This window comes from Streptomyces sp. NPDC099050 (assembly GCF_044759865.1).
GTDB lineage: Bacteria > Actinomycetota > Actinomycetes > Streptomycetales > Streptomycetaceae > Streptomyces.
Genome location: NZ_JBIWAE010000013.1, coordinates 39546 through 64129, shown reverse-complemented (window position 1 = coordinate 64129; position 24584 = coordinate 39546). Strand labels below are relative to the sequence as shown.

Below are 24584 nucleotides of genomic sequence, written 5' to 3'. Positions count from 1 at the left end.
GACCTGGAGTTCACACCGCCCCGGCCGATCGTCCAGGACATTTGGGGCCGGATGGTCGGTTCCTACGGGACCTTGGCCCTCCGTACGGGCAGCGGCGGGTCGGCCGGGTCCGCCCGGCCGAGAGCGGGGCCGTGAACGGGGAGGTGGGCGGGGCCGTGAACGGGGAGGTGGGCGGGACCGTGGACGGGGCCCCGGCTCCGGGCCAGCGGCAGAATCGTTCCCCCGTACCGCACTGCGGTGAACTCGGCGGCGATGGCGAGCGCGGTCTCCTCGGGGGTTCCCCCGCCGAGGTCCAGGCCGATCGGCGAGCGCAGCCGGGCCAGCGCGGCCGGCGCCACCCCCTCGGCCCGCAGCCGGCGGGCCCGGTCCTCGTGGGTGCGGCGCGAGCCCATGGCTCCGACGTACCCGAGCGGCAGGCCCAGCGCGAGCGCGAGCAGCGGGACGTCGAACTTGGCGTCGTGGGTCAGTACGCACACCGTCGTACGGGAATCCAGGCGGCCGCCCTCCCACTCCGCGGCCAGGTGCCGGTGCGGCCAGTCCACGACCACCTCGTCGGCGTCGGGGAACCGGGCGGCCGTGACGAAGACGGGCCGGGCGTCGCACACCGTGACCCGGTAGCCCAGGAAGGCGCCGACCCGGGTGAGGGCGGCGGCGAAGTCGATGGCCCCGTAGACCAGCAGCCGGGGCGGCTCCGCGGCCGATTCGACCAGGAGGGTCAGGGGCTGCCCGCAGAGCCCGCCCGCGGTGCCCAGCTCGGCGGTGCCGGTGCGGCCGGCCGCGAGCCAGTCCCGGACCCGCGCGGCGGCGGCCCGGTCCAGCGCGGCGCCCCCGCCGAGGCGGCCCTCGTAGGAACCGTCGGCGTGCACGGCGATGGCCCGGCCCAGCTGCTCGGGCGGCCCGCAGACCACCCGGCCCAGCGCGGAGCGGGCCCCGCCGCAGGCAGCGTCGAGCACGGCGCCGATGACGGGCCGCACGGGGTCGTGCCGGCGCACCGGGGTGATCAGGACGTCGAGGACTCCCCCGCAGGTCAGCCCGACCGCGAAGGCGTCGTCGTCGCTGTATCCGAAGCGGTGCACGCTGCTGCGCCCGGAGGTGATCGCCTCCAGGCACAGTTCGTGCACGGCGGATTCCACACAGCCCCCGGAGAGGGAGCCGAGGGCGGTGCCCCCGGTGTCGACGGCCAGCGAGGCGCCCGGACCGCGCGGCGCGCTGCCGCTGACGGCCACCACCGTGGCCACGGCGAAGTCCCGTCCGGCGGCGCACCACGCGCGTAGCTCTTCGGCGATGTTGAGCATCAGCGGATGTACTCGCGGCGCGGGCTCTGCCCGGGGATGACCGGTCTCGGCGGCAGCGCGGGAGGTCCGGCGGCGTGGGCGGCGGCGACCGCGCGGGTGGGGGCGGTCCGGACGGGGCCGGGGTACTGGTCGGGCTGTGCCGGGTGGGGCCCCCGGCCGCGCGCGCCCAGCAGCATCGCGGCGTGGGCGACGCTGGCGAGGGTGGCGTGGTGGTGCCAGCCGCGGAAGGAGCGGCCCTCGAAGTCCCGGATTCCGGCGGGCTCGCAGACCTCGGTGAAATCGAGCGCGACCCGGTCGGTGAGTTTGGCGAGGAGGAACAGCTGCGCGAGCGGCCGGTCCCCGATGTTGGTGATCCAGAACTCCGTGGGCAGCAGGGCGGCTTCGGTCCAGGCCCCGACGAGCAGCAGCGGGGTGGGCGGCGCCGGAACGAGGCGGTCCTCACCGGGGGTGGCGAAGATGGCGGCCGAGGTGAGCAGGGTGACCGCTCCCTCGGCGCGGCCGTGCCGGGTCCATTCGACGACCCTCCGCTGGGAGCGCAGGGAGTCGATGAGCTCGCGGGCCGGCGCGGTGTGCGGTCCGGGCTTGTGCCGGCCGGCCCCGCCGAAGGAGACGGGCAGGGTGCCGTCCACTTTGAATACGAAGGGGATGTCCTGCATCGCGAACGATTCGATGCACTGGGGCAGTTCGGTGTTGGAGACTTCCATCACCACGGGCCGGCGCTGGAGTTGCCAGGTGGCGGCCATCCGCTGGACCGCGTGTACCGCGTCCTGGGCGGGGGTGAGCGAGCGGGCCGTGTCGGGGATGCCGGCCCTCCGGCGCCGCAGGAGTTCCGCCGTCCAGGGCCCGGGGAGGGTGAGGGTCCATTCGACGGGGAAGCCCGCATCGCTGGAGGTGAGCCAGATCCCGCTGGCCTGCTGACAGTTGGCGGTGCGGCCCAGCTGGGGGACGAACTGCCGTCCCACGCCGACCGACCGGTCGCCGGCCTTCTCGATGACCATGGGCTGCACCACCCAGGCCAGCGGGCGCTGCGCGGTGCGTTCCAGGTGCTGGGCGAGGGAGCGGCGGACCGGGGTCCAGTCCCAGGGGGATTTGCTGATGAACTGCTGGAGGCTCTGCTCGACGGAACTGGCCCCGGTTCCGGCGATGTTACGAATTGTTTTCTTGCCGTTCGTCCGCACCAGGCCGTTCAGGTATACGCGGGCCCAGTTTCGCTGGTCCCGCCGGGGTAACGACTCGAAGAAGAGCGAGATCAGAACGTCGATCAATTCGGAGATTTCCTTCGTGGATTCCTCCGGCAGGACTACGCGAGCCATCTGGGCCTCCCCCGCGACCAGCTAGATCCATTACCCTACTTGACCGCGAAGAACGGCCGTAGGTCCGGGCGGCTACTTCCTGAGGTCGCTCGCAGTTTCGAGCCACTCTTCCTCTACCACGAGGGGGATGGGGATCTGGTTCGCCGCATAGTAGAGCGCGATCAGGAAGTGTGCGACGAGAGTGAGCGGAGCCGAGAAGAAGGCCAGGACGACGGTGCACGGGTAGGCGATGGCGCCGAGACCGAAGCGGACCCTGGTGGCCCGTGCGCCGTCCTTGTCCACCTGGTCGTGGAAAAGGTGTCCGACCCGGGTGACGTACCACCAGAAGGCCATGAAGGCCAGGGCGTAGGCCACGGTGACCAGGCTGTAGAGGACGGCGGCCGCGTTGGCCGACCCCCCTTCCTCCATGAGGTGTTCGGCGAGCACATTGGTCGTGTACGGGACCACCGACACGACCATCAGCACCAGGAGGTTCAGGAACAGCAAAGGACGGTCCACGCGCTTGATGTGACTGAAGATGGTGTGGTGGTTCACCCACATCACACCGATGATGAGGAAACTCACCACATAGGCGGCGTAGTGCGGCCACTGCTCGCGCACTCCGTGCCAGAAGTCCGAGCCGGTTTCTTCCGGAACTTTCAATTCCAGGACAAGGATCGTGATGATGACCGCGAATACACCATCACTGAATGCCTCGACCCGGCCGGTTTCCGTTTCCATGACCTCCCCTTCACGCTTCTTGCATATATCTACGGCTGTCGCACATACGGGGAGGGTGCACATCCCCACCCTCCCCGCACACGCTACCCAGATTTCCTCAATCAGCCGCCGAATCCGGCAGTCTGGCGCCAGATCCGGCCATCCCGGACGACGAGCGTTCCGAACGCGTGCTCCGGTTCCCCGTTCAGATTCATGATCGCCCGGTAGAAGATCGTGTCGTCGGTCTCGACGTATTCCTGGAGCTCCACGAGGGTGGGCTTCACCGTCAGGTACCCGGTGAAGGTCTCGCGCACCGCGTCGATGCCTACGGAGACACCCTCGAAGCGCAACAGCACCGCGTCGTCGGTGTAGTTCTTCATGACGGCCTCGATGTCCAGCGCGGCGAGCGCGTCCATCTGCCGGACGAACACCGGGTGCAGCGTGGAGATGTCGTACTTGGGCATGTCGACTCCCTTTCAACTCTTCGATGGAGATGGTGCGATGGGTACGGCCGGCACCGCGCAGGACGGATCGGTCCCGGACAGCGGCAGCCGGACGGTCATCCGGGTCTCCCCCGGCCTCGAGCGGGCCGTGATCGAACCGTGGTGGCGCTGGGTCACGATGCGGTAGCTGAGGTGGAGACCGAGGCCCGTGCCCTTGCCCACGTCCTTGGTCGTGTAGAAGGGTTCGAAGATCCTCGGCAGGGATTCCGCGGGGATGCCCGAGCCGGTGTCGGCGATCTCCACCACCATGCAGACGCCTTCGACCCGGGCCCGCAGGGTGAGGGTTCCGGCGCCCTCCATGGCCGCCGCCGCGTTGTCGACCAGGTTGGTCCACACCTGGTTCAGCTCGCTCGGATAGCCCGTCAGTTCGGGCAGGTCCGGGTCGTACGAGCGCACGATCCCGATCCCCGCGAGCTTGGCACGCAGCACGACCAGCGTGTTCTCGAGCCCGTCGGTCACCGCGAAGCGCTGCTCGGGGGCCCGGTCGAGATTGGCGTAATCCCGGGTCGCCGACACGAGTTGGGAGATCCGCGGACCGGCCGCCCGCAGCTCGGCGGCGAGCGAGCGGATCTCCAGGAGGGCCGCCAGATGGTCCAGCGCCGCCGGCAGCGCCCCTTCGCCGACCCCCTCCAGCCGCTCCAGGAGCCCGCCCAGGTTCAGTCCGAGGTCGGAGACCCCCGAGCCGAGCAGCCCGGCCCGCTCGGCGCCCGCCTCCTCGGCCCAGTCGGCGATCTCCTCCTCGGCGTCCGCCTGGGCCAGCGGATCGGTGACCTCCGGCGGCGCCACCTTGTCCAGCTCGTCGGCGAGCTGGTCGAACACGGAGCGCTCGGCGGCCGTGGCGGCCGCGCCCCAGGCCTGGGCGGTGCGCGTGAGCTGGTCCAGGGCGGGCGCCAGTTCCTGCGCGGCCCGGGCCACGGCGGCGGCGGGATTGTTCAGCTCGTGCGCGAGGCCGGCCGCCAGGGTGCCCAGCGCTTCGACGGTGGCCCGTTTGCGGGCCTGGACCTCGGAGGACTTGATGCGCCAGGCCAGCACGGGGATCAGTACGGCGGCCACCCCGTGGCAGCGGGTCAGCATCTCGAAGAAGACCGGCTTCGCGTACGCCACCACGGTGGTGGCCGGCCCGCTCGCCGCGGCCGTGGCCACGTACGACCCGTCCGTCAGCAGGGGCAGCTCGCCGGTGAACCGGTGCGCGGCCGAGGGTTTGCCGTCGTGGTCCTCCGCGGCCGCGCTCTCCTCCTCGGTGGAGTGCCGGGTCAGGACCTCCTCGCGGCCGTCGACGACCTTGGTGACCACGAGGCCCCCGGCGAGCAGGACGTGGAAGCCGGTGGCCTCCTCCCCGTCCCGGAACAGGACCTCGCCGTCGGCGAGCACCCTCGGTTCGGACACCGAGACCAGCCAGTCCAGCTGCTCCTCGGTGAGGCCCTCGAAGATCTCCAGCCCGCACAGGGCGGTGCGCAGCGCGGCGTTGCCCGGGGCCCCGGTCATGCGGTGCTCCCTTCCGTCCTGTTCCGGGCCGCCAGCCGCAGGGTGGCCAGCAGGGCGAGGGCGCACACCGCGGCGACGGTGGCCATGAAGCCGACCGAGGTGCGGTGCAGTCCGTGGATGTTGGTGAGCAGTCCGGCCAGCACCGCCGGCACGCTCATCGCGAGGTAGGCGAACACGTAGACGGCCGCGGTCAGTTCGCCCCGGTGGGCCGGCTCGGCCAGTGCGCTCAGGGCACGGAAGGAGCCGAGGAAGGCGGCGCCCCAGCCGGCTCCGAGGACGGCGGTGGCCAGGAGGAACACGGGGGCCGAGCCGAGCCCGAGCGCGAGGAGCACCAGGGTCAGCCCGCCCAGCAGCCCGAGCAGGCCGAGGACGGCGGTGCGCAGGGCCTCGGTGCGGCCCAGCAGGAGCTGGGCGGCGGTGGCGGCTCCGGCGAGGAGGGCCACGGTGGCGCCGCCGACGAGGTAGTTGGTGCTCTGGAGCAGGGACAGGGCCAGGTGCGGGCCGAGCGAGAGGTAGAACCCGCCGACCGACCAGACGGCCACGATGGTCAGGATCAGCACCGCGAAGCGGCCGCGCACGGCGGCGGGGATGTGGATCCGGTGCGGGGCCAGCTTGAAGCGACCCCTGGCCGCACCGGCCGCACCGGTCACCCCAGCCGCACCAGCCGCACCGGTCGCCCGCCCCGGCGCGCTCTCGGCCATCCGGGCCACGCCGACCAGGGAGACGGCGAAGGCCCCCACGAGCAGCAGGTAGGTCAGGACGGTCGGAGCGGGTGCGTACTGCACCAGCAGCCCGGCCCCGATGCCGCCGAGGCCGATGCCCACCGTCGGGCCGGCACTGTTGACCTGGGCGCCGAGCGCGGGCCGCGAACCGGGGCTGAGTTCCAGCAGGGCGGCGCCCATGGCCCCCGTGGCCAGGCCCACCGCCAGCCCCTGCACGGCGCGGGCGGCGAGCAGCAGGCCGAGCCCCTGGGCCGCCGCGAACAGGCCCATGGCGACGATCGCGAGGACCAGCCCCGCGGCGAGTACGGGCCGCCGGCCGAGGGTGTCGGACAGCGAGCCGAACAGCAGGAGTCCGGCGAGCACGGTGACGGCGTACAGGGCGAAGACCACCGTGATCATGCCGGAGGACAGGCCCCACTCCTGCTGGTAGAGCACGTAGAGGGCCGAGGGGACGGAGGAGGAGAGCATCAGCAGGACGAGGACCGCGCCCACCACCCAGAAGCCGGAGCTCCCCGGTGCGCCCGCGGAGCCGGCGGCTGGACGCGAGGTGACCCCCGTGGTGGTCGCGGACGGCGCGGTCCGTGCTGTCGTGGGCAACGGTTCCACTGCTTCAACTCCCCCGTCGTGGGCGGTCAGGCGGGTGCCTGCACGGCCCTCGTGAGCGCGCGGGCGGTGAGTACGCCCGCGAGGTGGCCGAGGTACTCGGCCGAGGTGCCGCGACCCGGGACGAACAGCTCCCGGGGTTCGGCGCGGAAGGCCGCGAGCACGTGCTGCGTGCTGTACGGGCCCTCCCCGATCCGTTCCTCGACCCGGCGCAGGCGCAGCGCACGGGCGGTGGCCCCGGTGACCGCGATGCACGGCCCGTCGGGGGTGATCCGTACGGCGGCGGCGCAGACCGGGTAGCGGGTGGCCCGGTCGGCGGTCTTCTCGAAGGCGGCGCCGCCGCCGGTGACCACCGGGACGAGCAGGGCGGTGATGACGGTGCCCGCCGGAACCCCGGAGGCGGCCAGCTCCTCGGCGGTGAGCGTCGACACCCCGCCGGGACCGGCCAGTTCGGCCGTGGCGCCCGCGGCGATGGCGGCGACGGGCAGGTCGGTGGCCCGGCCGGTGGCGGCGAGGTTGCCCCCGGCGGTGCCGAGGTTGCGGACCTGGGGGTCTCCGTTGGCGCGGGCCGCGGCGGCGATCTCCGGCGCCCCGGCCAGTACCAGGGGGTCCGTGGCCAGCTCGGCCAGGGTGGTCAGCGCACCGATCCGGAGCCCCCCGGGCACCGGCCCGATCCCCCGGAGCTCCTCCAGCCGGCGCAGGTCGACGAGCAGGGAGGCCCGCTCCTCCCCCGTGCGCAGGCCGGGCAGCAGGCTCTGCCCGCCGGCCAGCACCCGGGCGCCGGGCCGGCCGGCCAGCAGGGTCAGCGCCTCGTCGAGGCCGACGGGGCGTACGTAGTCGAAGTCGGCGAGGATCACTGGGCTTCCCCTCTCAGGCGGCGCCAGACCTTCTCGGGGGTGACGGGCATGTCGATGTGCCGGACGCCCAGGTCGGACAGGGCGTCGACGACGGCGTTGACGACGGCCGCGGCGGGCGGCACGGTGGCGATCTCGCCCGCGCCCTTGGCTCCCAGCGGGTTGTGCGGGGAGGGCGTGGTGGTCTTGTCGAGGGTGAAGAAGGGCGCGTCGATGGCGCGCGGCAGGGCGTAGTGGTTCAGGTCGCGGCTGACGAGCTGCCCGTCCGGGGCGTACTCGGCGTGTTCCATGAGGGCCTGGCCGAGGCCGTGCAGGATGCTGCCCTCGATCTGGCCGAGCACGATCTTCGGGTTGCCGATGTTCCCGGCGTCGTCGACGGCGGTGTAGGCCACCACCTCGGTCTCGCCGGTCAGTTCGTCGATCTCGACGACCGCCACGTGGGTCCCGAAGGGGTAGTTGAAGTCCGGCGGGTCGAAGTGGGTGGTCTCGTCGAGGGCGGGCTCGATCTCGGGCGGCAGGCCCCAGCCGTACCACATGGCCATCGCCAGCTCGGCGAAGGTCTTGGTGTTCTCGGTGTCGTCTTCGTGACCCGCTTCGAAGACCTTGCCGTCGGCGTAGACGACCTTGTCCTCGGGGACGCCGAGGAAGACGGCGCCGGCCTTGACCAGCTTGCTCTTGATCTTCCGGGCGGTGAGGGCGATGGCCGGCGCGGCCATGCTGTAGGAGCGCGAGCCGTAAGTGCCCTGCCCGTACGGGGCTTTGAGGGTGTCCCCCTCGTACACCTGGACCGTCGCCGGGTCGATGCCGAGCTCGTCGGCGGCGACCTGCGCGAAGACGGTGCCGTGGCTCTGGCCGGTGGAGGCGGAGCCTACGGTGACGGTGACCTCGCCGGTGGGGTGGACGCGGATGTTCGCGCTCTCCCAGGTGCCGCCGAGCATGCCCTCCTTGGACATCCGGGTGGAGGGGCCGACCCCGCAGATCGCCACGTAGGAGGCGATGCCGACGCCGAGCCGCTTGCCGCGGGCGCGGGCCTCGGTCTTGCGGGCGGGCATGTCGGCGTAGCCCGAGAGCTCGATGGCCCGGTCGAAGTTGAGCTGGTAGTCGCCCGAGTCGTAGGTCCAGCCGAGGCCGTTGTCGTACGGGAACTTCTCCTTCGGCACCAGGTTCTTGCGGCGCACCGCCGCCGGGTCCATGCCGATCTCGCAGGCGTAACGGTCCACGAGCCGCTCCATCAGGAACGCGGCCTCGGCCCGCCCGCTGCCGCGCTGGGCGCCGAGCGAGACGGTGTTGGTGAAGGCCGCGTAGACCTCGCAGAAGGCCGCGTCGATGTCGTACATGCCGCTGATGGAGCGGCCCATCAGGGCGGTGGCGACGCCGGGGCCGATGGTGGAGGGGTAGGCGCCGAGGTTGGCGTAACTCGTGCAGCGCACGGCGGTGATCCGGCCGTCGCGGGTGCCGGCCAGGGTGACGTGCTGGCGGTGGTCGCGGCCCTGGACGGTGGAGTTCATCAGCCCGGTGCGGGTGTCGACCCATTTCACGGGCCGGCCGAGCGCCTTGGAGAGCAGCAGGACCAGCGGCATGTCGGGGTACAGGTACCCCTTGGTGCCGAAGCTGCCGCCGACGGTCGGGGCGACGACCCGGAGCTTGTTGAAGGGGATGCCGAGGACCAGCGCGGAGAGCAGGAAGCGGTGGTTGTGCGGGCCCTGGGTGGAGGCGTACAGCGTGTACTCGCCGGTGGCGGCGTCGTAGTCGCCCACCGCGCCGCGCGGCTCGATGGGGCTGTTGATCGTGCGCTGGTTGACGAGGTCCAGCTCGACGGTGACCTCGGCCGCGGCGATGGCGGCGTCGGTGCGGTCCTTGTCGCCGCAGGTCCAGTACGCGTTCAGGTTGCCGGGGACGGCCTCGTGGAGCTGGGGGGCGCCTTCGGCGAGGGCCTCGTCGGCGCGGGTCACCACGGGCAGCGGCTCGTACGCGACGGAGATGGCGGCGAGCGCGGCGGCCGCCTGGCGCGGGGTCTCGGCGACGACCACGGCGACGGGGTCGCCCACGTGGCGCACGGTGTCGCCGGAGAGCACCGGGCGGGAGCCGGGAAGTCCGTAGGGGTGGGGCGGGAAGTGGCTCTCGACCCCGCCGGGTATCCAGATGCAGGGCAGCGGCATGACCTCGGTGAAGTCGGCCGCGGTGGCCACCTTCAGTACGCCCGGCAGCTGCTCGGCGGCCTTGGTGTCGATGGAGAGGACCTTCGCGTGGGCCACGGGGCTGCCGAGGATCGCCATGTGGGCGGTGCCCGGCAGGTCGATGTCCCCGACGTACGTGGCTTCTCCGCGCAGGAGCTGCGGGTCCTCGCGGCTGTCCAGCGGCTGTCCGAGCAGGCCGTTGCCCTGGAGCGGGGTCTCCCCCGTGACTGCGGTCATCTCCCTCACCCCTCCTGTCCGGACGCGGCGGTGGCGGGCTGCGCGGTGCCCTGCTCCACGGGCACCTGCGCGCGGGCCACGGAGCAGGCGCGCTGCACTCCCCGTACGACGCTGTGGTAGCCCGTGCAGCGGCACAGGTTGCCGGTGAGCCACTCGCGGATCTCGGGCTCGGTGGGCGGCTCGCGGTGCTCGGTGTTCTCCACGAGCTCCCCCAGGGCCATGACCATCCCGGGGGTGCAGAAGCCGCACTGGGTGCCGTGTTCCTGGCGCAGGGCCTCCTGGAGGCCGGTGAGTTCACCGCCGGGGGTGGTGACCCCCTCGATGGTGGTCACCGCGGAGCCGGCGGCCGCCGCGGTCAGGATCAGGCAGCTCTTGACGGAGCGGCCGTCGAGCCGGACGACGCAGGTTCCGCACTGGCCGGTGTCGCAGCCGACCTTGGTGCCGGTCAGTCCGAGGCCTTCGCGGAGCCGTTCCACGAGCAGTTCGTTCGGCTGCGCCGAGAACTGCTCGGGTCTTCCGTTGACGTTCAGTGAGAGGTCCATGCCAGCGCCTGCGCTTCCGTGAGCGGCCGGTTGAAGAGGGGCCCGCCGGGCTGCTGGAGAATTCCTCCGGAGTGCAGCGGACCGGTGTCCACGGGAGCGAATCCGAGATCCGTGATGATTCCCGCGACTATTTCTTTGGCTTTCCCGTCGTCGCCCGCCGTGAAATGGGCCAGACGCGGGCCCTGTTCGGTGCCGGCGACGGCGAGCGTCTCGAAATGCATGGTGTTCAGGGATTTCACGATCCGGGTCCCCGGATACCATTCGGCGACGAGTTCGCTGGATCCCCGGCCGCCGAGATCCCGGGCGTTCCCCGGGCCGTCGAACGCATTCGTGGCGTCCACCAGCACGGTGTCCCGTACGGCTTCCCGCGGCAGCAGCCCCTGGACGCCGTCGAACGGCACCATCAGGACGAGGACTTCGGAGCGGTCCGCGGCCTCGGCGGGGTACGCCGCCGAGGCCGCGGGGCCCAGTTCGGCCAGCAGGTCCGAAAGGCTCCGCGGGCCGCGGGCGTTGGCGAGCACGACCTGGTGGTCCGCCGCCACGAGGATCCTGGCCAGGGTCGATCCGATCCGGCCCGTTCCGATGATGCCGATCCGCATGGGGACTCCTCAGGTGGTCTCGGTGCGAGCGGGCTGTCGGCCGGGTGCCGGTGTCAGTCCATTCCGATCCAGACCGACTTGGTCTGGGTGTAGCTCTCCAGGGACTCGGGGCCGCACTCGCGCCCGTAGCCGGAGGCCTTGTAGCCGCCGTAGGGCACGGCGGGGTCGTACTGGTTGTAGCAATTGACCCAGACCGTGCCGGCCTTGATCTGCGAGGCGACCCGGTGGGCGCGCCGCAGGTCCTTCGTGTGGACCCCGGCGGCGAGGCCGTACGCGCTGTCGTTGGCGATGCGCACGGCGTCCTCCTCGGTGTCGAAGGGGATGATCGACAGGACGGGCCCGAAGATCTCTTCCTGGGCGATCCGCATGGAGTTGTCGACGCCGGTGAAGATGGTCGGCAGGAAGTACAGGCCTTCGGACGAGCCCCCTTCGGGGGTCCAGCCGGTGCCGCCGGTGCGCAGGACGGCGCCTTCCTTCTCGCCGACCTCGATGTACGAGCTGACCTTGTCGAACTGGCCGCGGTGGGCGAGCGGTCCGAAGAGGGTGGCCGGGTCGCGCGGGTCTCCGGGCAGCAGGGCGGCGGCGCGGGCCACGAGCCGTTCGACCATCTCGTCGTGGATCGGGCGGTGCAGCAGCAGCCGGGAGCCGGCGGTGCAGATCTCGCCCTTGTTGTAGTAGATGCCGAAGAAGGCGAGTTCCTCGGCGGCGTCGAGGTCGGCGTCGGCGAAGACGATGTTGGCGGACTTGCCGCCGAGCTCCATCGTCACCTTCTTCAGGGTGCCGGCCGCCTTGCGGATGATCGACTGGCCGACCGAGGTGGAGCCGGTGAAGGCGATCTTGTCGATGCCGGGGTGTCCGGTGAGGGTCTCGCCCAGTTCCACGCCCGGACCGGTGATGACGTTCAGCACCCCGTCCGGAATCTCCGCCTCCTGGAACAGCTCGGCGATCTTCAGTGCGGTGAGCGGGGTGGCGGGCGAGGGCTTGTGGACCACGGTGTTCCCGGCCGCGAGCGCCGGGGCGATCTTCGTCATCGACAGGAGCAGCGGGAAGTTGAAGGGGGTGATTGCGCAGACCACGCCCAGCGGTTCGCGCAGGGTGTACGCGAGCTGCCCGCCGGCCGGGGCCCGGGAGGAGCCGTCCACCCGGGTCACGGCGCCGGCGTAGTAGTGCATGAGCTGGGCGGCCATGGGGGCGTCGACCGTGGAGGAGAAGGCGAACGGCTTGCCCATGTCCACCGTCTCCAGCAGGGCGATCTCCTCCAGGTCGCGCTCGATGAGCTCCCCGACCCGGTTCAGCCGCAGTGCGCGTTCCTGGGCGGACAGTCTGCTCCAGGGACCTTCCTCGTACGCCGTGCGGGCGGCGGCCACCGCCGCGTCCGCGTCGGCGGCGGCGGCCTGGGCCACCGGCACGATCTCCTGGCCGTCCACGGGGCTGATGTCCGGTTCGGTACGGCCGTCCCGGGCCTCGACCCAGGTGCCGCCGATGAACAGTTTCCCGGGGTTGGCCAAGGGCTGGTCGCTGAGCGCGCGCTGGGTCATGGCTGTCGCTGCCTTCCGGTTTCGGGTGCGAGGGGCAGAGCGCTTCGGCTAGCCCTGCGCGAGCTGACGTAAGAACGTCTCCGCGAGGGCCTTGGAGGAGTAGGGGTTCTGGCCGGTGGTGAGCTTGCGGTCCACCACCACGTGCGAGTCCCAGATCACGTCGGCCTTCTCGTAGCGGGCGCCGAGCCGGGTGAGTTCGGCCTCCAGGATCAGCGGGAGCCGGCCGGCCATGTTGGTGACGAGCTCCTCGCTGTGCGAGAAGGCGGTCATCCGGTAGCCCGCGAAGGGCCACTGGCCCTCGCCGTCGCGCAGGGCCAGCAGGGCGGTGTGCCCGTGGCAGACCGTGGCCAGGGGCTTGTCCTGGGCGATGGCCCAGCGCAGGATCTGCGCGAGCTCGTCGGACTTGGGCAGGTCCCCGATGGCCCCGTGGCCACCGCTGATGTAGATGCCGTCGTAGGCGGCGATGTCCTTCTCGCCCAGGGTCTCCAGGGCGATCGGGTCGCTCAGCTGCGGGGTGTTCTCTATGACGCGGCTGTACTCCAGGGCGCTGGCCGTGTCCGTGTCGGCGGAGCCCTGGGGGCGGACCCACTGGAGGAACTGGGGGTCGATGCTGGTCGCGTCGACCGTCGGGGTCCGGCCCGCGATCGTCGCCACGTCCACGGTGTGGCCCGCGTTCTTGAAGAGGGTGTAGGGAACGGCGAATTCCTCGGCCCAGAAACCCGAGGGGTGTTGTTCCCCGTCCAGCAGATGAAGCGTGGCCTTGGCCGTCATGACGACGAGAATCTTCATGACTCTTCTCCTTGGTCTGTCTGGATTCGCTGCCGATTCAACACGCCCCCCGCTAGGGGCGTAAGGGGGAGGCGCCAGGCCCGTGATACTTCGTCACGTGCGTCCAACGCCGAGATGATGGTGCGGAATTCACCGACCAGTGGATGGTCGGGATGGGCTTCGGAGAATATGCGCTCCCCGAAGAGCGCGGCCATTTCCGGAACATAGGGCAGGATTCCGGCCAGGGGCGTGCGGTAGACCTCCTCGGCCCGCCGCCGGGCGGCCTCCCGGTCGATGCCCTCGGGCGCCATGCTCATCACCAGGGTCCGCCGGCAGGCGAGCCGGCCGGTCAGGGCGATGGTCTCCTCGACGCCGAGGAGGTCGATCCGGTCGGCCCGGGCCATGATCAGCAGGACGTCGGCGCTGGCCATCGCGGTGACCGACTCGTTGTTGAGCCCGGCATGGGTGTCCAGGAGCAGGACGTCCAGGGCGTGGTGCACGGCCAGCCGGTCGAAGCCCTCGGGCAGCAGCCCCACGTCGTAGCCGGTGGTCATGAGCTCCCGCAGGGCCGCCGTCCCGGTCCGCGCTGGTACGACGTACAGAGCGCGGCCGCAGCTCGTGGTGACCTGCTGGGCGGCGGCCTCGATCTCGCACCGGCCGAGCAGGTAGTCGGCCAGTGACGGACCGGGGCGGAGCCGGAAGAGCAGGTCCAGGGTGGGCGACTGGATGTCCGTGTCGATCACCCCCACCCGGCGTCCCTCGCCCGCCAGGAGCAGGGCAAGGTTCGCCAGCACCGAGGACTTTCCGGTACCGCCGCGGTACGAGTGCACCACGATGGTCAGGGTCATCAGGCCACGACCTGGCGATCGGCGCCTCCCGCGTGCGGCCCCCGCGCCGCGCGTGGCCGGTGCAGGGCCAGCATGGTGACGTCGTCGTGCTGTTCGGCTGTTCCGGTGTGTTCGCGTACGGCCGTGTCCATCCGGTCGACCACCTCCCTGCCGCTGACCGGGGGGCCGGACAGCAGCTGCAGCATCCGCTCGTCTCCGAGGAAGCTGCCGCTGGGGCAGCGCGCCTCGGGCACTCCGTCGGTGAACACGAAGAGGGTGTCGCCCGGGTTCAACTGGGCGTAACCGAGCGTGTACACACAGTCCGGCAGCACCCCGACGGCGGGGCCGGTGACCTCCAGCGTGCGGGGCTCGCCACCGTCCGCGTCCAGCAGCAGCGGCGGGTTGTGGCCGCCGTTGATGTAGACGAGGGATCCGGTGAGCGGGTCGAGCACCCCGAAGAAGAGGGTGGCGAAGTAGCCCTGCCGCAGGTGGTTGCGGGTCAGGTAGCCGTTGGTGGCGGTGACCGCGTTGAGCAGCGGGGTGGCGCCGACCACGGGTATGCGCCGGCTGTTGCCGGTGCGGCCGGCGGCCACCAGGTGCTGGAGGCCGCTGTTCTCGGCGGTGTGCCGCAGCAGGGAGCGGATGAGCGCCATGAAGAGCGCGGCTCCGACCCCCTTGTCGCAGACGTCGGCGACGACGAAGGCCAGGCGTCTGCCGCGGGAGAGCTCGAAGACGTCGTAGAAGTCCCCGGCGACCTGCCGGGCGGGCCGGAAGCACACGTCGATCTCCCAGCCTTCGGGGACCGGCAGCGATTCCGGCAGGAAGCCGGCCTGGATCTCCCGGCCGATCTCCAACTCCTTCTCGTAGCCCATCAGTTCGGCGCGGGCGTCGGCTTCGCGCAGGGTGCGGCCGAGTCCAGCGCGCTCCGAGCAGCTGTGCAGCCGGGCCCCGACGAGGGCGGGCAGGAAGGGGGGTACGAGGTAGTCGTGTCCGATCCGGACGTGCGCCTCCAGCGCGGCGAACTCCGTCACGGTCCAGACGACGACGATGGGGGCTCCGGCCGAGCGGCGCAGCCGGCGCACGGCGGTCCGTACGGAGTCTCCGTCGGCCTGGGCCGGGGCGAGCAGTACGTCCGCTTCGGGCAGCTCCTCCAGTGGGCCGGCCAGCAGTTCGGCCAGCGTGCGCGGGACGAGTGCCGCACCCATCTCCTCCAGTGCTCCGAGGAGTTCGAGGGGAGGCGGCGGGTACTCGTCGAGGATGATCACGGTCGTGGAGGGCATGGGTCCGTCCCCTCAGCCATCACAGTCAGCGTGCTGATGTTGCGGCCGTCCCTGCGTACGTAGTCGAACTCGTCCACGCTGGTCAGTGCGAGGTGGATGCCGAGTCCGCCGATCCGGCGCCGCTCGGGAGCGGTGTGCGGTTCGGGCGGCAGTCGCCCCTGGACCGGGTCGAAGGCCGGGGCGCGGTCCTCGATGGAGATCCGTACCCGGCCCGGCCCGGAGCGGCCCCGGACGGTGATCCGTCCGTCGCCGCCCCGGTACCCGTGCATCACGATGTTGGTGGCCAGCTCGTCCACGGCCAGCCGGATCCGGTACGCGGCGCCCTTGCCCAGGCCCGCGCTCCCGGCCAGCCGCAGGACGAGCGCGGCGATGTCCCCCAGTGCCCCCAGGGTGGCCGGCACTTCCAGCTCGGCGGACGTCGTCGCCGTCTTGACCGCCTCGTCCATCGGGGTCAGTCGTCGGAGAGCACGATGCTGCGGTCGAGCCCGGCCGTCCGGATGGTCCGGGCGACGGGCTCGATGGCGCCGACCACCTTGATGGTGACGTGCTCCCCCACCTTCTGCTGGGCGAAGACCAGGGAGCGCAGTCCGGCGCTGGCCATGTAGCCGACGCCGGCCATGCGGATCTCGACGGTGCTGGTGCCGTGGCCGGCGGCCTTCTCGATGGTCTGGTGGAAGTCCGGCGCGGTCTTGGCGTCGAGTTCGCCCTCCAGCTCGATCACGGTGGTGTCGCCCTCGATGCTCAGGGACACGGAAAGCGGCATGTCAGGTCTCCTTCGGGTGCGGGGGCTGGAGCGTGGGCCGGAGCACTGGCTAGAGCTCGGCGTCGGGCGTGCGGCCGACCAGGATCACGACCGAGCGCGGACCGATGAGGTACTTGCCGGCGTTCTCCAGTTCGAGTTCGGCGCCGGGGGTGCGGATGTCGTGCGGGGCCTCGGCCCCGGTGTCCGCGAAGAGGTGCCAGCTGCGGCCGCCGGGGAGGGCGGGCAGTTCCAGGTCGTGCGCTTCCCAGTGGGAGTTCATGGCCGCGTACACCACGTCGTCGTCACCGGTGCCGCAGCGGGCGACCGCCAGCAGCCGGCTCTCCGCCGACCAGTCGGGCTGCCAGGCCCGTTCCCCGTGCCAGCTGATGTCGGGCAGTCCGAGGCTGTCGCGGAGCTGTCCGGTGGGGTGGGAGGTGGAGCGCAGTTCGCGGTGGTGCTTGCGGAAGGCGATCATCTCCCGAGTGAACCGGAGCAGTTCGGCGTTCTCGTCGACCTGGCTCCAGTCGAACCAGGACAGTTCGTTGTCCTGGCAGTAGGTGTTGTTGTTGCCCTGCTGGGTGCGCGCCACCTCGTCCCCGGACAGCAGCATCGGGATGCCCTGGCTGGTGAAGAGGATGGCCAGGGCGTTCTTCATCTGGCGCAGCCGCAGCGCGTTGACGCCGGGATCGTCGGCCGGTCCCTCGGCTCCGCAGTTCCAGCTGGCGTTGTCGTTGCCGCCGTCGTTGTTGCCCTCGCCGTTGGCCTCGTTGTGCTTGTCGTTGTACGAGACCAGGTCTGCCAGGCTGAAACCGTCGTGCGCGGTCAGGAAGTTGACCGACGCCGAGGTCCCGCGGCTGGAGTAGAGGTCGGGCGAGCCGGCGAGCCGGGTGGCGAGCTCCCCGGTGACCCCGGGGTCGCCCTTGAGGAAGCTGCGCACGGTGTCGCGGTACTTGCCGTTCCACTCGGCCCAGCGGCCGTACGCCGGGAAGTTGCCGACCTCGTAGAGGCCGCCGGCGTCCCAGGCCTCGGCGATGAGCTTGGTGTGCCGCAGCACCGGGTCGTAGGCGAGCAGTTCCAGCAGCGGCGGGTTGGGCAGCGGGGTGCCGTCCGGGGAGCGGCCGAGGATGGCCGCGAGGTCGAAGCGGAACCCGTCGATGTGGTAGTCGGCCACCCAGTGGCGCAGGCAGTCCAGGACGAAGTTGCGCACGACGGGGTGGTTGCAGTTGACGGTGTTGCCGGTGCCGCTGAAGTTGAAGTAGTACCCCTCGGGCGTGAGCATGTAGTACGTGGCGTTGTCGAGCCCCTTGAAGGAGATCGTCGGGCCGTGCTCGTTGCCCTCGGCCGTGTGGTTGAAGACCACGTCGAGGATGACCTCGATGCCCGCCGCGTGCAGCTCCTTGATCAGGGTGCGGAACTCGTCGCCCTGCATGCCGTAGCGTCCGGTGGCCGCGTAGCCGGCCTTGGGGGCGAAGAAGGAGACGGTGTTGTAGCCCCAGTAGTCGAAGAGCTGCTCGCCCGTCTCCGGGTTGGTGCGCGGGTTGTCGCTCTCGTCGAACTCGAACACCGGGAGCAGCTCGATGCAGTTGATCCCGAGCTCCTTCAGGTACGGGATCTTCTCCCGCAGCCCCGCGAAGGTGCCGGGGGCGGTGACCTGCGAGGAGGGGTGCCGGGTGAAGCCGCGCACGTGGGTCTCGTACACGACGAGGTCCTCGGCGGGGATGCCCAGCGGGGTGTCGTCGCCCCAGTCGAAGTCCTGGAGGCAGACGCGGGAGCGGTACTGGTAGCCGCGGCTGCGGTCCGGCTCCACGCCCCACACGTCGCGGCCGGCGATCAGCCGGGCGTACGGGTCGGAGAGCACCTGGCGGGCGTCGAAGCGGTGGCCGGTGACGGGGTCGTAGGGGCCGTCGGCCCGGTACCCGTACTCGATGTTCTCGTGGTCGAGGCCGAAGACCGTCATGGCGAAGACGCTGCCGGTGCGGAATTCCTGGGGGAACTCCAGTTCGGCCATCGGCTCGGGCTCTCCGCGCTTGAAGATGACCAGGGTCATGGAAGTGGCCTGGTCGGAGAAGACGGAGAAGCTGACCCCGCCGGGGACCACGTTGGCCCCGAAGGGGAACGGTTTGCCGGCGCGGACGCGGTACCCGCCCACCTCGTGGGTTGGGTACGCGTCGACGCGCAGCACCTGTTCGGAGGCCGGCTGGCTCATCGGACGGCCCTGGCCTTGGAGGCCGCCGCGGCGGCCTCGCCGGTGGAGAAGAAGTCGAGGAAGCCGGTGGCCGACATGACGAACCGGACTTCCTCGCTCACCCCGTAGAGGGTGACGGCGACCCCGGCGTGCTGGGCCTCGCGGTAGACGACGAGCAGGGTGCGCAGCCCGGCGCTGGAGACGTAGGTGACGGCCGTCAGGTCGATGCGCAGCGGCCGGCCCTCGCGGACCAGCGGCAGCAGCGTCTGCAGCAGCGATCCGGAGGTCTCACTGTTGATCTCGCCGGTGGCGACGAGCACGGTGCCCGCCTTGTTGCGGCGTTCCTTCACGTTCAGGGTCATTGCTTTCCCCTCTGAGTGGGGCGCCCCCGTTGAGCGCTACTGGGCGGTCGGGCGCAGCCGGACCTTGACCTTGACCCGGCCCTGTACGTCGGGCAGCCGGACCGTGAGCGCGTCGGCGTCGAAGTCCGTGTACGGCTTCTCGTCGATCTCGACGGACGCGATCCGCACCGAGCCGGCGGGGAGCAGGTCGGGCGAGACGCGCAGCAGGCGGTCGGGCAGGTTCGTCGGGTCGGGCTGGAAGTGGAAGTCCATCTCCCGGCCGTTGATGAGCAGGTTGTTGTAGACGGCGGACAGGTAGCAGAGCTCCGCCGAGTGGTACATGGACATCGAGTGGCTGCCCTTGAGCCGCTCGGTCCCGAGCAGGTACGGGGTCCCGCTCGCGAGCACGTTGAAGTAGACGGCGCCCTCGTCGTGGTCGAGGAAGAAGGTGTTGTAGAAGGCCTCCGCCTGCCGGGCCTCGCGCAGGAATCCGTCACCGCCGACGGTGCCGTTCAGGATGAGGTAGGCGAGGATCGCCTGCTCCTGCTGCCACCAGGCCTTGCGGTCGTGCCAGGCGAAACGATACGTCTCCTCGTCCCCGGACTTGACGCGCTCGACCACGTCGTACCAGCCGCCGCGCTGCACGTCGCTGCCGACGGCCGGCATGATCTCGCCGATCTTGCGGGCGAGCTCCTCGTAGGCCGGCTTGGCCTTCAGCGAGTTCATCCGCATCAGGTTCCAGGCGATCTTGAGGTTGTGGCCGACGACCGCGCGGTTCTGCTGCCAGCTGTGCGCGGTGTCGTGGGACCAGTCGCGGAAGAAGCGCTCCTGGACGAACGGGCTGTTCTTGTAGTCCGGGAACTTGTCCGCGATCGTGTCGAAGGTGTACTCGAGGAAGTCGGCGTAGCTCTGCTCGCCGGTCGCCAGGTACAGGTTGATCAGGTACGCCGGCGCGTGGTCGCCCACCGAGTTCCAGTTCTTGCGCTCCGCGTTCTCCCCGAGGGACTCGTGGTCGGCGCTGAAGAGGATCGGGTCGATGTGCGAGTAGTAGCCGCCCTGCTCCGGGTCCTTGAAGAACTTGTCGAACAGCCGGATGGTGGCGTCCGCGTCGTTCTTGATCCGGATGTCGCCGGTGATCCGGTAGGTCTGGATCGGGCCGGCCAGCGCGTAGATCTGCTCGTACATCGGGATCGCGTCGTAGTCGTCGGAGAACTCCGAGGTGAACAGCTTGCGTTCGCTGTCCCCGTCCACGCTGATGCCGTGGTACCAGAAGACCACGTCCTCCTCGCTGTCCACGACGCGCATGTGCTTGCGCAGGTACTCGGTGCCGCGCTCGGCGACCTCCAGGTACTCGTCCTTGCCGGTCAGCAGGTAGGCCGAGGCCATGCCGTAGACCAGGCGGGAGATCGTGTCGGTCTCCTGGACGTGGCTGGCGGTCTTGTCACCGCCGAGCCGGATCTCGGTGCGGTACTCGGTGAAGTCCACCGGGCCGTCGCCGAACTGCGCCCGCTTGTAGAAGTCGGCCAGCGATTCGATCTGCTTGATCCACCAGCTGGGCTCCTCGAAGCGGTAGTCCTCGGCCCCGCGGCCCAGGAAGACCAGGCGCTTGGCTTCGAAGCGGCCGCCCTGCTCGGGGTAGTGCACCCCGTAGACGTAGAGGAACCGTCCCGGCGAGAGCATCTCGTCGATGTGCCCGGAGGCGTCGATGTACGGCTCGTCCAGGTTGCGGACCAGCTCGGCGCTGGGGTCCCCGGCCAGGGAGACGTCGAACTCGCGGCCGTCCGAGGTCTTCAGCCTCAGCAGCCGGGACCCGGAGTCGAAGCGGGCTACGTAGCCGGCGATCGTGTCGGAGAAGGAGAAGCTCACGGCGTCCGCCATGTCATACACCGTCCTTGTCGTGGTGACCGTGTTCGTCCTCGAATCCCTGGCTGACCTCGACGATCACCCCGTCGGGATCACGGACCCACACGGTCCGCCACCCGCAGATGAAGTCGTCGAAGTCCAGTGGGCCCAGGGTCACTTCGGCCGCGTCGCCGAGCGTGGCCAGGAAGCCGTCCACGCTGTCGGTCTGGAAGGCCAGGTGGCGCATCCGGCCCGGCGCCGCCGGCCCGTCGTGCTGGGGCGTGTCGGCCGGCTCGGCACCCGCCGCGAAGAGCTCCAGGTACACGTCCCCCTGGCGGAGAAAGATGATCGATGCGTCTCCGAGGTCGACCACCCGGGCCCGGGCGAAGCCGAAGTACCTGGTGTAGAAGTCCTCGGTGGTCTTCTGGTCCGCGCAGTTCAGCCCTACGTGCGACCAGACCATCGGGGCCATCAGCCGGCGCCCTGACGGCTCTGGTCTCCCTGGGCCCGCGCACCGCGCCCGGCGGCGATCAGCTCGATGATCCGGCGGGCGAACAGGTGGTGGTGGGCCCCGGTCCGGCCGGTGACCAGATCGCCGTCGACCACCACGTCCTCGTCCACGTACTCGCCGCCCATGTTCCGGACGTCGCCGATGAGGTTGTTGTGGCAGACGACCTTGCGGCCGCGGATCTTGTCCGGGATCGAGGCGGCCAGCCACATGCCGTGGCAGATGATCCCCTTGAGGACTGATCGCTCCTCGAAGGCCCGGCGCAGCAGCTCCGTCGCCGGGGCCAGTACGTCCACGTCCTCGGTGTAGCGCAGCCGGTCGGCCACCATGCCCGAGGGCACGATGATCGCCGCGTAGCGCCGCAGGTCCTCGTCGCTCAGCCCCTCCAGGGACTTGTCGGCGGTGAACGGCGCACGGTACTCGTGCCCGGCGAAGGTGATGGAGTCGTTGCCCCACAGCCGGGTCAGGAAATCGACCTCGGCACCCTCCTCCGCGAACCGGTGGCCGTAGTAGAAGATCTCCGGCTCGTAGAAGTCGCTCTCGACCAGGACCGCGATCCGGGTTCCGGTCAGCGCACCCTCGCGCAGGACCACATCAGGCACGGGACACCCCCTTCAGGAAGTCCGCCGCGCGCTCGGCGATCATCGCGATGGCGGTGTGGCAGTTGCCCGACGGGACGGCGGGCATCACGCTCGCGTCGACGACGCGCAGGTTCCGTACGCCGTGCACCCGCAGTTCCGGGTCGACGACGGAGAGGTCGTCGACGCCCATCCGGCAGGAGCCGGCCTGGTGGTGGTAGCTCTCCGACTTCTGCTTCACGAAGGTGCGCAGGTCCTCGTCGGACACGTAGCCGGGTCCGGGCTGGAGCTCCTGCTTGTACCAGGGGGAGAACGCGGAGGTCGCGAAGATCTCCCGGGCGGTCTTGACGCCCTGCACCATCCGCTCCAAGTCCCAGCGGTCGCCCAGGTAGTTCGGATGGATCAGCGGGTGGGCCAGCGGGTCGGCGCTCGCCAGCTTGATCCAGCCCCGCGAGACCGGCCGGACGACACCGGGCAGGATGGACACCGTGTTCGGGTGGTCCCGGCCGACGATCACGTCGAACGGCACGTGCACGAAGGCGATCTGCAGGTCCGGCGCCGGCAGCCCGGGCCGGGACGAGAGGAACAGTGCGCTCTCCGACAAGTTCTGTGCGGGCGGCGGCAGTTCCTGGGTGACCTCGGCCATCAGCCCGGTCAGTACGTGGTTGTGGAAGTTCTCGCCGACCCCGGGCAGTTCGGCGACGGTCGCGATGCCGTGCTCGCGCAGCTGCTCGGGGTGCCCAATCCCGGAGAGCAGCAGCAGCTTCGGCGATTCGATCGCCCCGGCGGCCACGATCACCTCCCGGCGGGCCCGTACGGTGTGCGGCCCGGGCTCGGCCGCCGCACTGTGCCCGTCCCGCACGGTCCGCCCCGGGACGTCGCCGTCCGAAAGCGTGGCGGGGGCCTGGAACTGGACGTACTCCACACCCGTGCAGGTGTCCCCGTCGAAGAGCAGCCGGGTGCTCTGCGCACTGGTGCGCAGGGTCAGGTTGGAGCGGTCCAGCGCCGGCTCCAGGTACGCGGCGAGGACGCCCTGACGGCGGCCGTCGGCCACGTCGATGTGGTGCCAGCCGGTGCCGAAGAGTCCGCGCCGCGGCCCGTCGGTGTTGAAGTCGGCGATCTCCTCGTGCCCGAGCTCGACGGCGGCGTCGATGAAGGCGCGGGAGACCGGGTTGGGGCCGTGCCGCCCGGCGTGGGTGATCCGCTGCGGCCCGCGGGTGCCGGTGGTCGGCGCGGTGGCGTCCTCCTGGCCCTCCAGCAGCGAGAAGTAGGGCAGTACGTCCTCGTGGGCCCAGCCGGCCGCGCCCTGGTAGGCCCAGTTGTCGAAGTCCGAGGCGTGGCCCCGGATGTGCATCATGATGTAGAGGTTGCTGCTGCCCCCGGGGGCCTTGCCGCGCGGTTCGTACGTGCGGCGGCCGTCCAGGCCGGGCTGCGGGACGCTGGTGTAACCCCAGTCGACGGGCCCGCCGAGCAGCTTGTACCAGGAGGACGGATCGTCCACCTCGGGAGGGATGCGGCCCGCCCCCGCCTCCAGGACCAGGACGGTGACGTCCGGGTCCTCGGAGAGGCGGTTCGCGAGGACGCTGCCGGCGGTGCCGGAACCCACGACGATGTAGTCGTACTCATCCACGGCCATCGCGCGCCCCCTCAGCCCTGGCCCAGCACCTGGAAGGGAACCGTGTCGTGGTGGTTCGCCATGTAGGCGATCTTTCCGTCCACGATCCGGAAGAAGTTCATGACCTCGGCCTCGATCTCGTCCCCGGAGGGAGTGACCGCGGTCAGGTGGGAGACGGCCGCGGCCTTCTCCCCGTCGACGAGGAAGTGCACGGGCTCGTTGCGGAAGACCCGGTACATGGTCCCCATGCCCTTCATCATCGACCGCAGCGTCTCCAGGCCCTCGATGTGGCCGGCGAGCTGCTCGTCCATGACCTGGTCCTCGGCGAACAGGTCGCACCAGCTGTCCCAGTCACCGGCGTTGGCGTACTCGTAGTACCTCTGCAAGATCTGCCGCGCGTCCATGGCGCTCAACCCCCTACTGGTCCCTGCGGGTTCCGTCGGGCGCGAAGGGCGCCCAGAACTGGCTGAAGGCGGTGGCCGTGTCGCCGAAGAGCCCGTCGTGGCCCTCGATCACCCGGCCGTCGCGCCAGCGCATGAAGTGGAAGACCGGGTAGTCCATCCGCTCGTACGGGGACCGGCTCGACTCGTCGGCACCACCGCGCACGGCGACGTTGCGGCAGACGTCCGCACTGCAGTCCTCGCCGACGAGGACCGCTTCGATGTCCATGCGGAAGGTGCCGCCCGTGAGCTTGTGGGTCTGGCCCATCAGCTCCAGGAAGGCGTCCAGGCTCTCGTACCAGCCCGCGAGCGGATGGTTGCCGGGGACCTGCCAGCGCAGGTCCTCCGCGTAGTACTCCAGGATCCTGGCCCGGTCGCCGGAGCCGAGGGCGCGGTACGCCGCCTCGACCCGCTCCCGCGTCACTTCGGTCATCGTCGCTTCTCCTTCGGCGCTCAGAGGGAGGCGGAGCCGGGCATGGGCGCCAGGTCGTTGACGGTGTACTGCCGGATCAGCGGCCCGTCGGGGCCGGCGACCACGGTCCAGGTCTGGTCGGCGTCGAAGCCCAGCCACGCGCTGCGGGCGGCCGGCGGGTCCCAGATCTTGGCCTGCCAGTTGACGAGGACCCGGACGATCGCCCGGTCCCCCTCGATGACGGGCTCCACCTTGGTGACCGTGTGCACCTCGTCGAAGAAGCGGTTCGTGACCGCCTCGTACCAGCGGCCGAAGCCCTGGTGGCCGAGGAAGGTGTCCTCCGGGACCTTGAACTCCAGGTCCTCGGTGATCAGGGCCAGCACCTGGTCCGGCTGGACGTGCTGGTCCAGGGCCACGTACCACTGCTCGGCGAAGGCGCGGATCGCGTCCTCGGTCAGCCGCTCGGCGGGCATGCGGTC

25 protein-coding genes are annotated in these 24584 nt (G+C 70.7%); all 25 read right to left on the bottom strand.

What is annotated here, in order from left to right; all coding sequences use genetic code 11:
- Window positions 1-62: 62 nt before the first annotated feature.
- Window positions 63-1295, bottom strand: coding sequence for an XdhC family protein (locus ACIQV3_RS22125; RefSeq protein WP_403714240.1), 1233 nt, complete (start codon window positions 1293-1295; stop codon window positions 63-65).
- Window positions 1295-2608 (bottom strand): IS701 family transposase, encoded by a 1314-nt coding sequence (locus ACIQV3_RS22120; RefSeq protein ID WP_403714238.1) that lies wholly within the window; start codon window positions 2606-2608, stop codon window positions 1295-1297. Before ACIQV3_RS22120 ends, ACIQV3_RS22125 begins: the two co-directional genes overlap by 1 nt.
- 72 nt (window positions 2609-2680) lie before the next feature.
- Window positions 2681-3328, bottom strand: a complete 648-nt coding sequence (locus ACIQV3_RS22115) for a TMEM175 family protein (RefSeq protein ID WP_403714237.1) — start codon at window positions 3326-3328, stop codon at window positions 2681-2683.
- A gap of 101 nt (window positions 3329-3429) precedes the next feature.
- Entirely contained in the window at window positions 3430-3771 is a 342-nt protein-coding gene (locus ACIQV3_RS22110; protein WP_243334431.1) for a nuclear transport factor 2 family protein, read from the bottom strand.
- A 12-nt stretch (window positions 3772-3783) separates the two neighbouring features.
- A complete protein-coding gene (locus ACIQV3_RS22105; protein WP_403714598.1) occupies window positions 3784-4884 on the bottom strand; it encodes a sensor histidine kinase in 1101 nt (366 codons plus the stop codon).
- 407 nt (window positions 4885-5291) lie between these two features.
- Entirely contained in the window at window positions 5292-6614 is a 1323-nt protein-coding gene (locus ACIQV3_RS22100) for an MFS transporter (protein WP_403714235.1), read from the bottom strand.
- 35 nt (window positions 6615-6649) lie between these two features.
- Window positions 6650-7477 (bottom strand): FAD binding domain-containing protein, encoded by an 828-nt coding sequence (locus ACIQV3_RS22095; RefSeq protein WP_403714233.1) that lies wholly within the window; start codon window positions 7475-7477, stop codon window positions 6650-6652.
- The gene (locus ACIQV3_RS22090; protein ID WP_403714231.1) at window positions 7474-9888 is read right to left on the bottom strand and encodes a xanthine dehydrogenase family protein molybdopterin-binding subunit; all 2415 of its coding nucleotides are present in this window, start codon (window positions 9886-9888) and stop codon (window positions 7474-7476) included. Before ACIQV3_RS22090 ends, ACIQV3_RS22095 begins: the two co-directional genes overlap by 4 nt.
- Before the next feature lie 5 nt (window positions 9889-9893).
- Window positions 9894-10430, bottom strand: a complete 537-nt coding sequence (locus ACIQV3_RS22085) for a (2Fe-2S)-binding protein (protein ID WP_403714229.1) — start codon at window positions 10428-10430, stop codon at window positions 9894-9896.
- Window positions 10415-11029 (bottom strand): NADPH-dependent F420 reductase, encoded by a 615-nt coding sequence (locus ACIQV3_RS22080; protein ID WP_403714227.1) that lies wholly within the window; start codon window positions 11027-11029, stop codon window positions 10415-10417. Before ACIQV3_RS22080 ends, ACIQV3_RS22085 begins: the two co-directional genes overlap by 16 nt.
- Before the next feature lie 53 nt (window positions 11030-11082).
- Window positions 11083-12567 carry an aldehyde dehydrogenase family protein gene (locus ACIQV3_RS22075; RefSeq protein WP_403714226.1) on the bottom strand — a complete coding sequence of 495 codons (1485 nt, stop codon included), beginning with the start codon at window positions 12565-12567 and terminating at the stop codon, window positions 11083-11085.
- A 48-nt stretch (window positions 12568-12615) separates the two neighbouring features.
- A complete protein-coding gene (locus ACIQV3_RS22070; protein ID WP_403714223.1) occupies window positions 12616-13356 on the bottom strand; it encodes a type 1 glutamine amidotransferase domain-containing protein in 741 nt (246 codons plus the stop codon).
- Window positions 13353-14183 (bottom strand): AAA family ATPase, encoded by an 831-nt coding sequence (locus ACIQV3_RS22065; protein ID WP_403714221.1) that lies wholly within the window; start codon window positions 14181-14183, stop codon window positions 13353-13355. Before ACIQV3_RS22065 ends, ACIQV3_RS22070 begins: the two co-directional genes overlap by 4 nt.
- On the bottom strand, window positions 14183-15442 hold the full coding sequence (locus ACIQV3_RS22060; protein ID WP_403714220.1) for a PP2C family protein-serine/threonine phosphatase: 1260 nt from the start codon (window positions 15440-15442) through the stop codon (window positions 14183-14185). The genes ACIQV3_RS22065 and ACIQV3_RS22060 overlap by 1 nt, the downstream gene beginning before the upstream one ends.
- Window positions 15424-15888, bottom strand: coding sequence for an ATP-binding protein (locus tag ACIQV3_RS22055; RefSeq protein WP_403714218.1), 465 nt, complete (start codon window positions 15886-15888; stop codon window positions 15424-15426). Before ACIQV3_RS22055 ends, ACIQV3_RS22060 begins: the two co-directional genes overlap by 19 nt.
- Window positions 15889-15893: 5 nt before the next feature.
- A complete protein-coding gene (locus tag ACIQV3_RS22050) occupies window positions 15894-16205 on the bottom strand; it encodes an STAS domain-containing protein (protein WP_327307745.1) in 312 nt (103 codons plus the stop codon).
- Window positions 16206-16254: 49 nt separating this feature from the next.
- Window positions 16255-18390 (bottom strand): glycogen debranching protein GlgX, encoded by a 2136-nt coding sequence (gene glgX, locus ACIQV3_RS22045; protein ID WP_403714217.1) that lies wholly within the window; start codon window positions 18388-18390, stop codon window positions 16255-16257.
- Entirely contained in the window at window positions 18387-18731 is a 345-nt protein-coding gene (locus ACIQV3_RS22040) for an STAS domain-containing protein (RefSeq protein WP_403714215.1), read from the bottom strand. Before ACIQV3_RS22040 ends, glgX begins: the two co-directional genes overlap by 4 nt.
- 36 nt (window positions 18732-18767) lie before the next feature.
- On the bottom strand, window positions 18768-20588 hold the full coding sequence (locus tag ACIQV3_RS22035) for an AGE family epimerase/isomerase (protein ID WP_403714213.1): 1821 nt from the start codon (window positions 20586-20588) through the stop codon (window positions 18768-18770).
- A 1-nt stretch (window position 20589) separates the two neighbouring features.
- On the bottom strand, window positions 20590-21024 hold the full coding sequence (locus ACIQV3_RS22030) for a VOC family protein (protein ID WP_403714211.1): 435 nt from the start codon (window positions 21022-21024) through the stop codon (window positions 20590-20592).
- Complete coding sequence (locus tag ACIQV3_RS22025) at window positions 21024-21662, bottom strand: DJ-1/PfpI family protein (protein ID WP_403714209.1); 639 nt, start codon at window positions 21660-21662, stop codon at window positions 21024-21026. The genes ACIQV3_RS22030 and ACIQV3_RS22025 overlap by 1 nt, the downstream gene beginning before the upstream one ends.
- Window positions 21655-23274, bottom strand: a complete 1620-nt coding sequence (locus ACIQV3_RS22020; protein WP_403714207.1) for a GMC family oxidoreductase — start codon at window positions 23272-23274, stop codon at window positions 21655-21657. The genes ACIQV3_RS22025 and ACIQV3_RS22020 overlap by 8 nt, the downstream gene beginning before the upstream one ends.
- An 11-nt stretch (window positions 23275-23285) precedes the next feature.
- The gene (locus tag ACIQV3_RS22015; RefSeq protein ID WP_403714205.1) at window positions 23286-23657 is read right to left on the bottom strand and encodes a nuclear transport factor 2 family protein; all 372 of its coding nucleotides are present in this window, start codon (window positions 23655-23657) and stop codon (window positions 23286-23288) included.
- A 13-nt stretch (window positions 23658-23670) separates the two neighbouring features.
- Window positions 23671-24126, bottom strand: a complete 456-nt coding sequence (locus ACIQV3_RS22010; protein ID WP_403714204.1) for a nuclear transport factor 2 family protein — start codon at window positions 24124-24126, stop codon at window positions 23671-23673.
- A gap of 20 nt (window positions 24127-24146) precedes the next feature.
- Complete coding sequence (locus tag ACIQV3_RS22005; protein WP_403714202.1) at window positions 24147-24578, bottom strand: nuclear transport factor 2 family protein; 432 nt, start codon at window positions 24576-24578, stop codon at window positions 24147-24149.
- Window positions 24579-24584 lie beyond the last annotated feature (6 nt).

What these genes read in the sequence shown, in the direction of transcription:
- ACIQV3_RS22035 (WP_403714213.1), bottom strand. Translation starts at nt 20,588, where the DNA reads ATGGCGGACGCCGTGAGCTTCTCCTTCTCCGACACGATCGCCGGCTAC.
- ACIQV3_RS22105 (WP_403714598.1), bottom strand. Translation starts at nt 4,884, where the DNA reads ATGCTGACCCGCTGCCACGGGGTGGCCGCCGTACTGATCCCCGTGCTG.
- ACIQV3_RS22010 (WP_403714204.1), bottom strand. Translation starts at nt 24,126, where the DNA reads ATGACCGAAGTGACGCGGGAGCGGGTCGAGGCGGCGTACCGCGCCCTC.
- ACIQV3_RS22075 (WP_403714226.1), bottom strand. Translation starts at nt 12,567, where the DNA reads ATGACCCAGCGCGCGCTCAGCGACCAGCCCTTGGCCAACCCCGGGAAA.
- ACIQV3_RS22110 (WP_243334431.1), bottom strand. Translation starts at nt 3,771, where the DNA reads ATGCCCAAGTACGACATCTCCACGCTGCACCCGGTGTTCGTCCGGCAG.
- ACIQV3_RS22020 (WP_403714207.1), bottom strand. Translation starts at nt 23,274, where the DNA reads ATGGCCGTGGATGAGTACGACTACATCGTCGTGGGTTCCGGCACCGCC.
- ACIQV3_RS22125 (WP_403714240.1), bottom strand. Translation starts at nt 1,295, where the DNA reads ATGCTCAACATCGCCGAAGAGCTACGCGCGTGGTGCGCCGCCGGACGG.
- ACIQV3_RS22040 (WP_403714215.1), bottom strand. Translation starts at nt 18,731, where the DNA reads ATGACCCTGAACGTGAAGGAACGCCGCAACAAGGCGGGCACCGTGCTC.
- ACIQV3_RS22030 (WP_403714211.1), bottom strand. Translation starts at nt 21,024, where the DNA reads ATGGCCCCGATGGTCTGGTCGCACGTAGGGCTGAACTGCGCGGACCAG.
- ACIQV3_RS22005 (WP_403714202.1), bottom strand. Translation starts at nt 24,578, where the DNA reads ATGCCCGCCGAGCGGCTGACCGAGGACGCGATCCGCGCCTTCGCCGAG.
- ACIQV3_RS22015 (WP_403714205.1), bottom strand. Translation starts at nt 23,657, where the DNA reads ATGGACGCGCGGCAGATCTTGCAGAGGTACTACGAGTACGCCAACGCC.
- ACIQV3_RS22085 (WP_403714229.1), bottom strand. Translation starts at nt 10,430, where the DNA reads ATGGACCTCTCACTGAACGTCAACGGAAGACCCGAGCAGTTCTCGGCG.
- ACIQV3_RS22050 (WP_327307745.1), bottom strand. Translation starts at nt 16,205, where the DNA reads ATGCCGCTTTCCGTGTCCCTGAGCATCGAGGGCGACACCACCGTGATC.
- ACIQV3_RS22080 (WP_403714227.1), bottom strand. Translation starts at nt 11,029, where the DNA reads ATGCGGATCGGCATCATCGGAACGGGCCGGATCGGATCGACCCTGGCC.
- glgX (WP_403714217.1), bottom strand. Translation starts at nt 18,390, where the DNA reads ATGAGCCAGCCGGCCTCCGAACAGGTGCTGCGCGTCGACGCGTACCCA.
- ACIQV3_RS22055 (WP_403714218.1), bottom strand. Translation starts at nt 15,888, where the DNA reads ATGGACGAGGCGGTCAAGACGGCGACGACGTCCGCCGAGCTGGAAGTG.
- ACIQV3_RS22090 (WP_403714231.1), bottom strand. Translation starts at nt 9,888, where the DNA reads ATGACCGCAGTCACGGGGGAGACCCCGCTCCAGGGCAACGGCCTGCTC.
- ACIQV3_RS22070 (WP_403714223.1), bottom strand. Translation starts at nt 13,356, where the DNA reads ATGAAGATTCTCGTCGTCATGACGGCCAAGGCCACGCTTCATCTGCTG.
- ACIQV3_RS22115 (WP_403714237.1), bottom strand. Translation starts at nt 3,328, where the DNA reads ATGGAAACGGAAACCGGCCGGGTCGAGGCATTCAGTGATGGTGTATTC.
- ACIQV3_RS22060 (WP_403714220.1), bottom strand. Translation starts at nt 15,442, where the DNA reads ATGCCCTCCACGACCGTGATCATCCTCGACGAGTACCCGCCGCCTCCC.
- ACIQV3_RS22065 (WP_403714221.1), bottom strand. Translation starts at nt 14,183, where the DNA reads ATGACCCTGACCATCGTGGTGCACTCGTACCGCGGCGGTACCGGAAAG.
- ACIQV3_RS22120 (WP_403714238.1), bottom strand. Translation starts at nt 2,608, where the DNA reads ATGGCTCGCGTAGTCCTGCCGGAGGAATCCACGAAGGAAATCTCCGAA.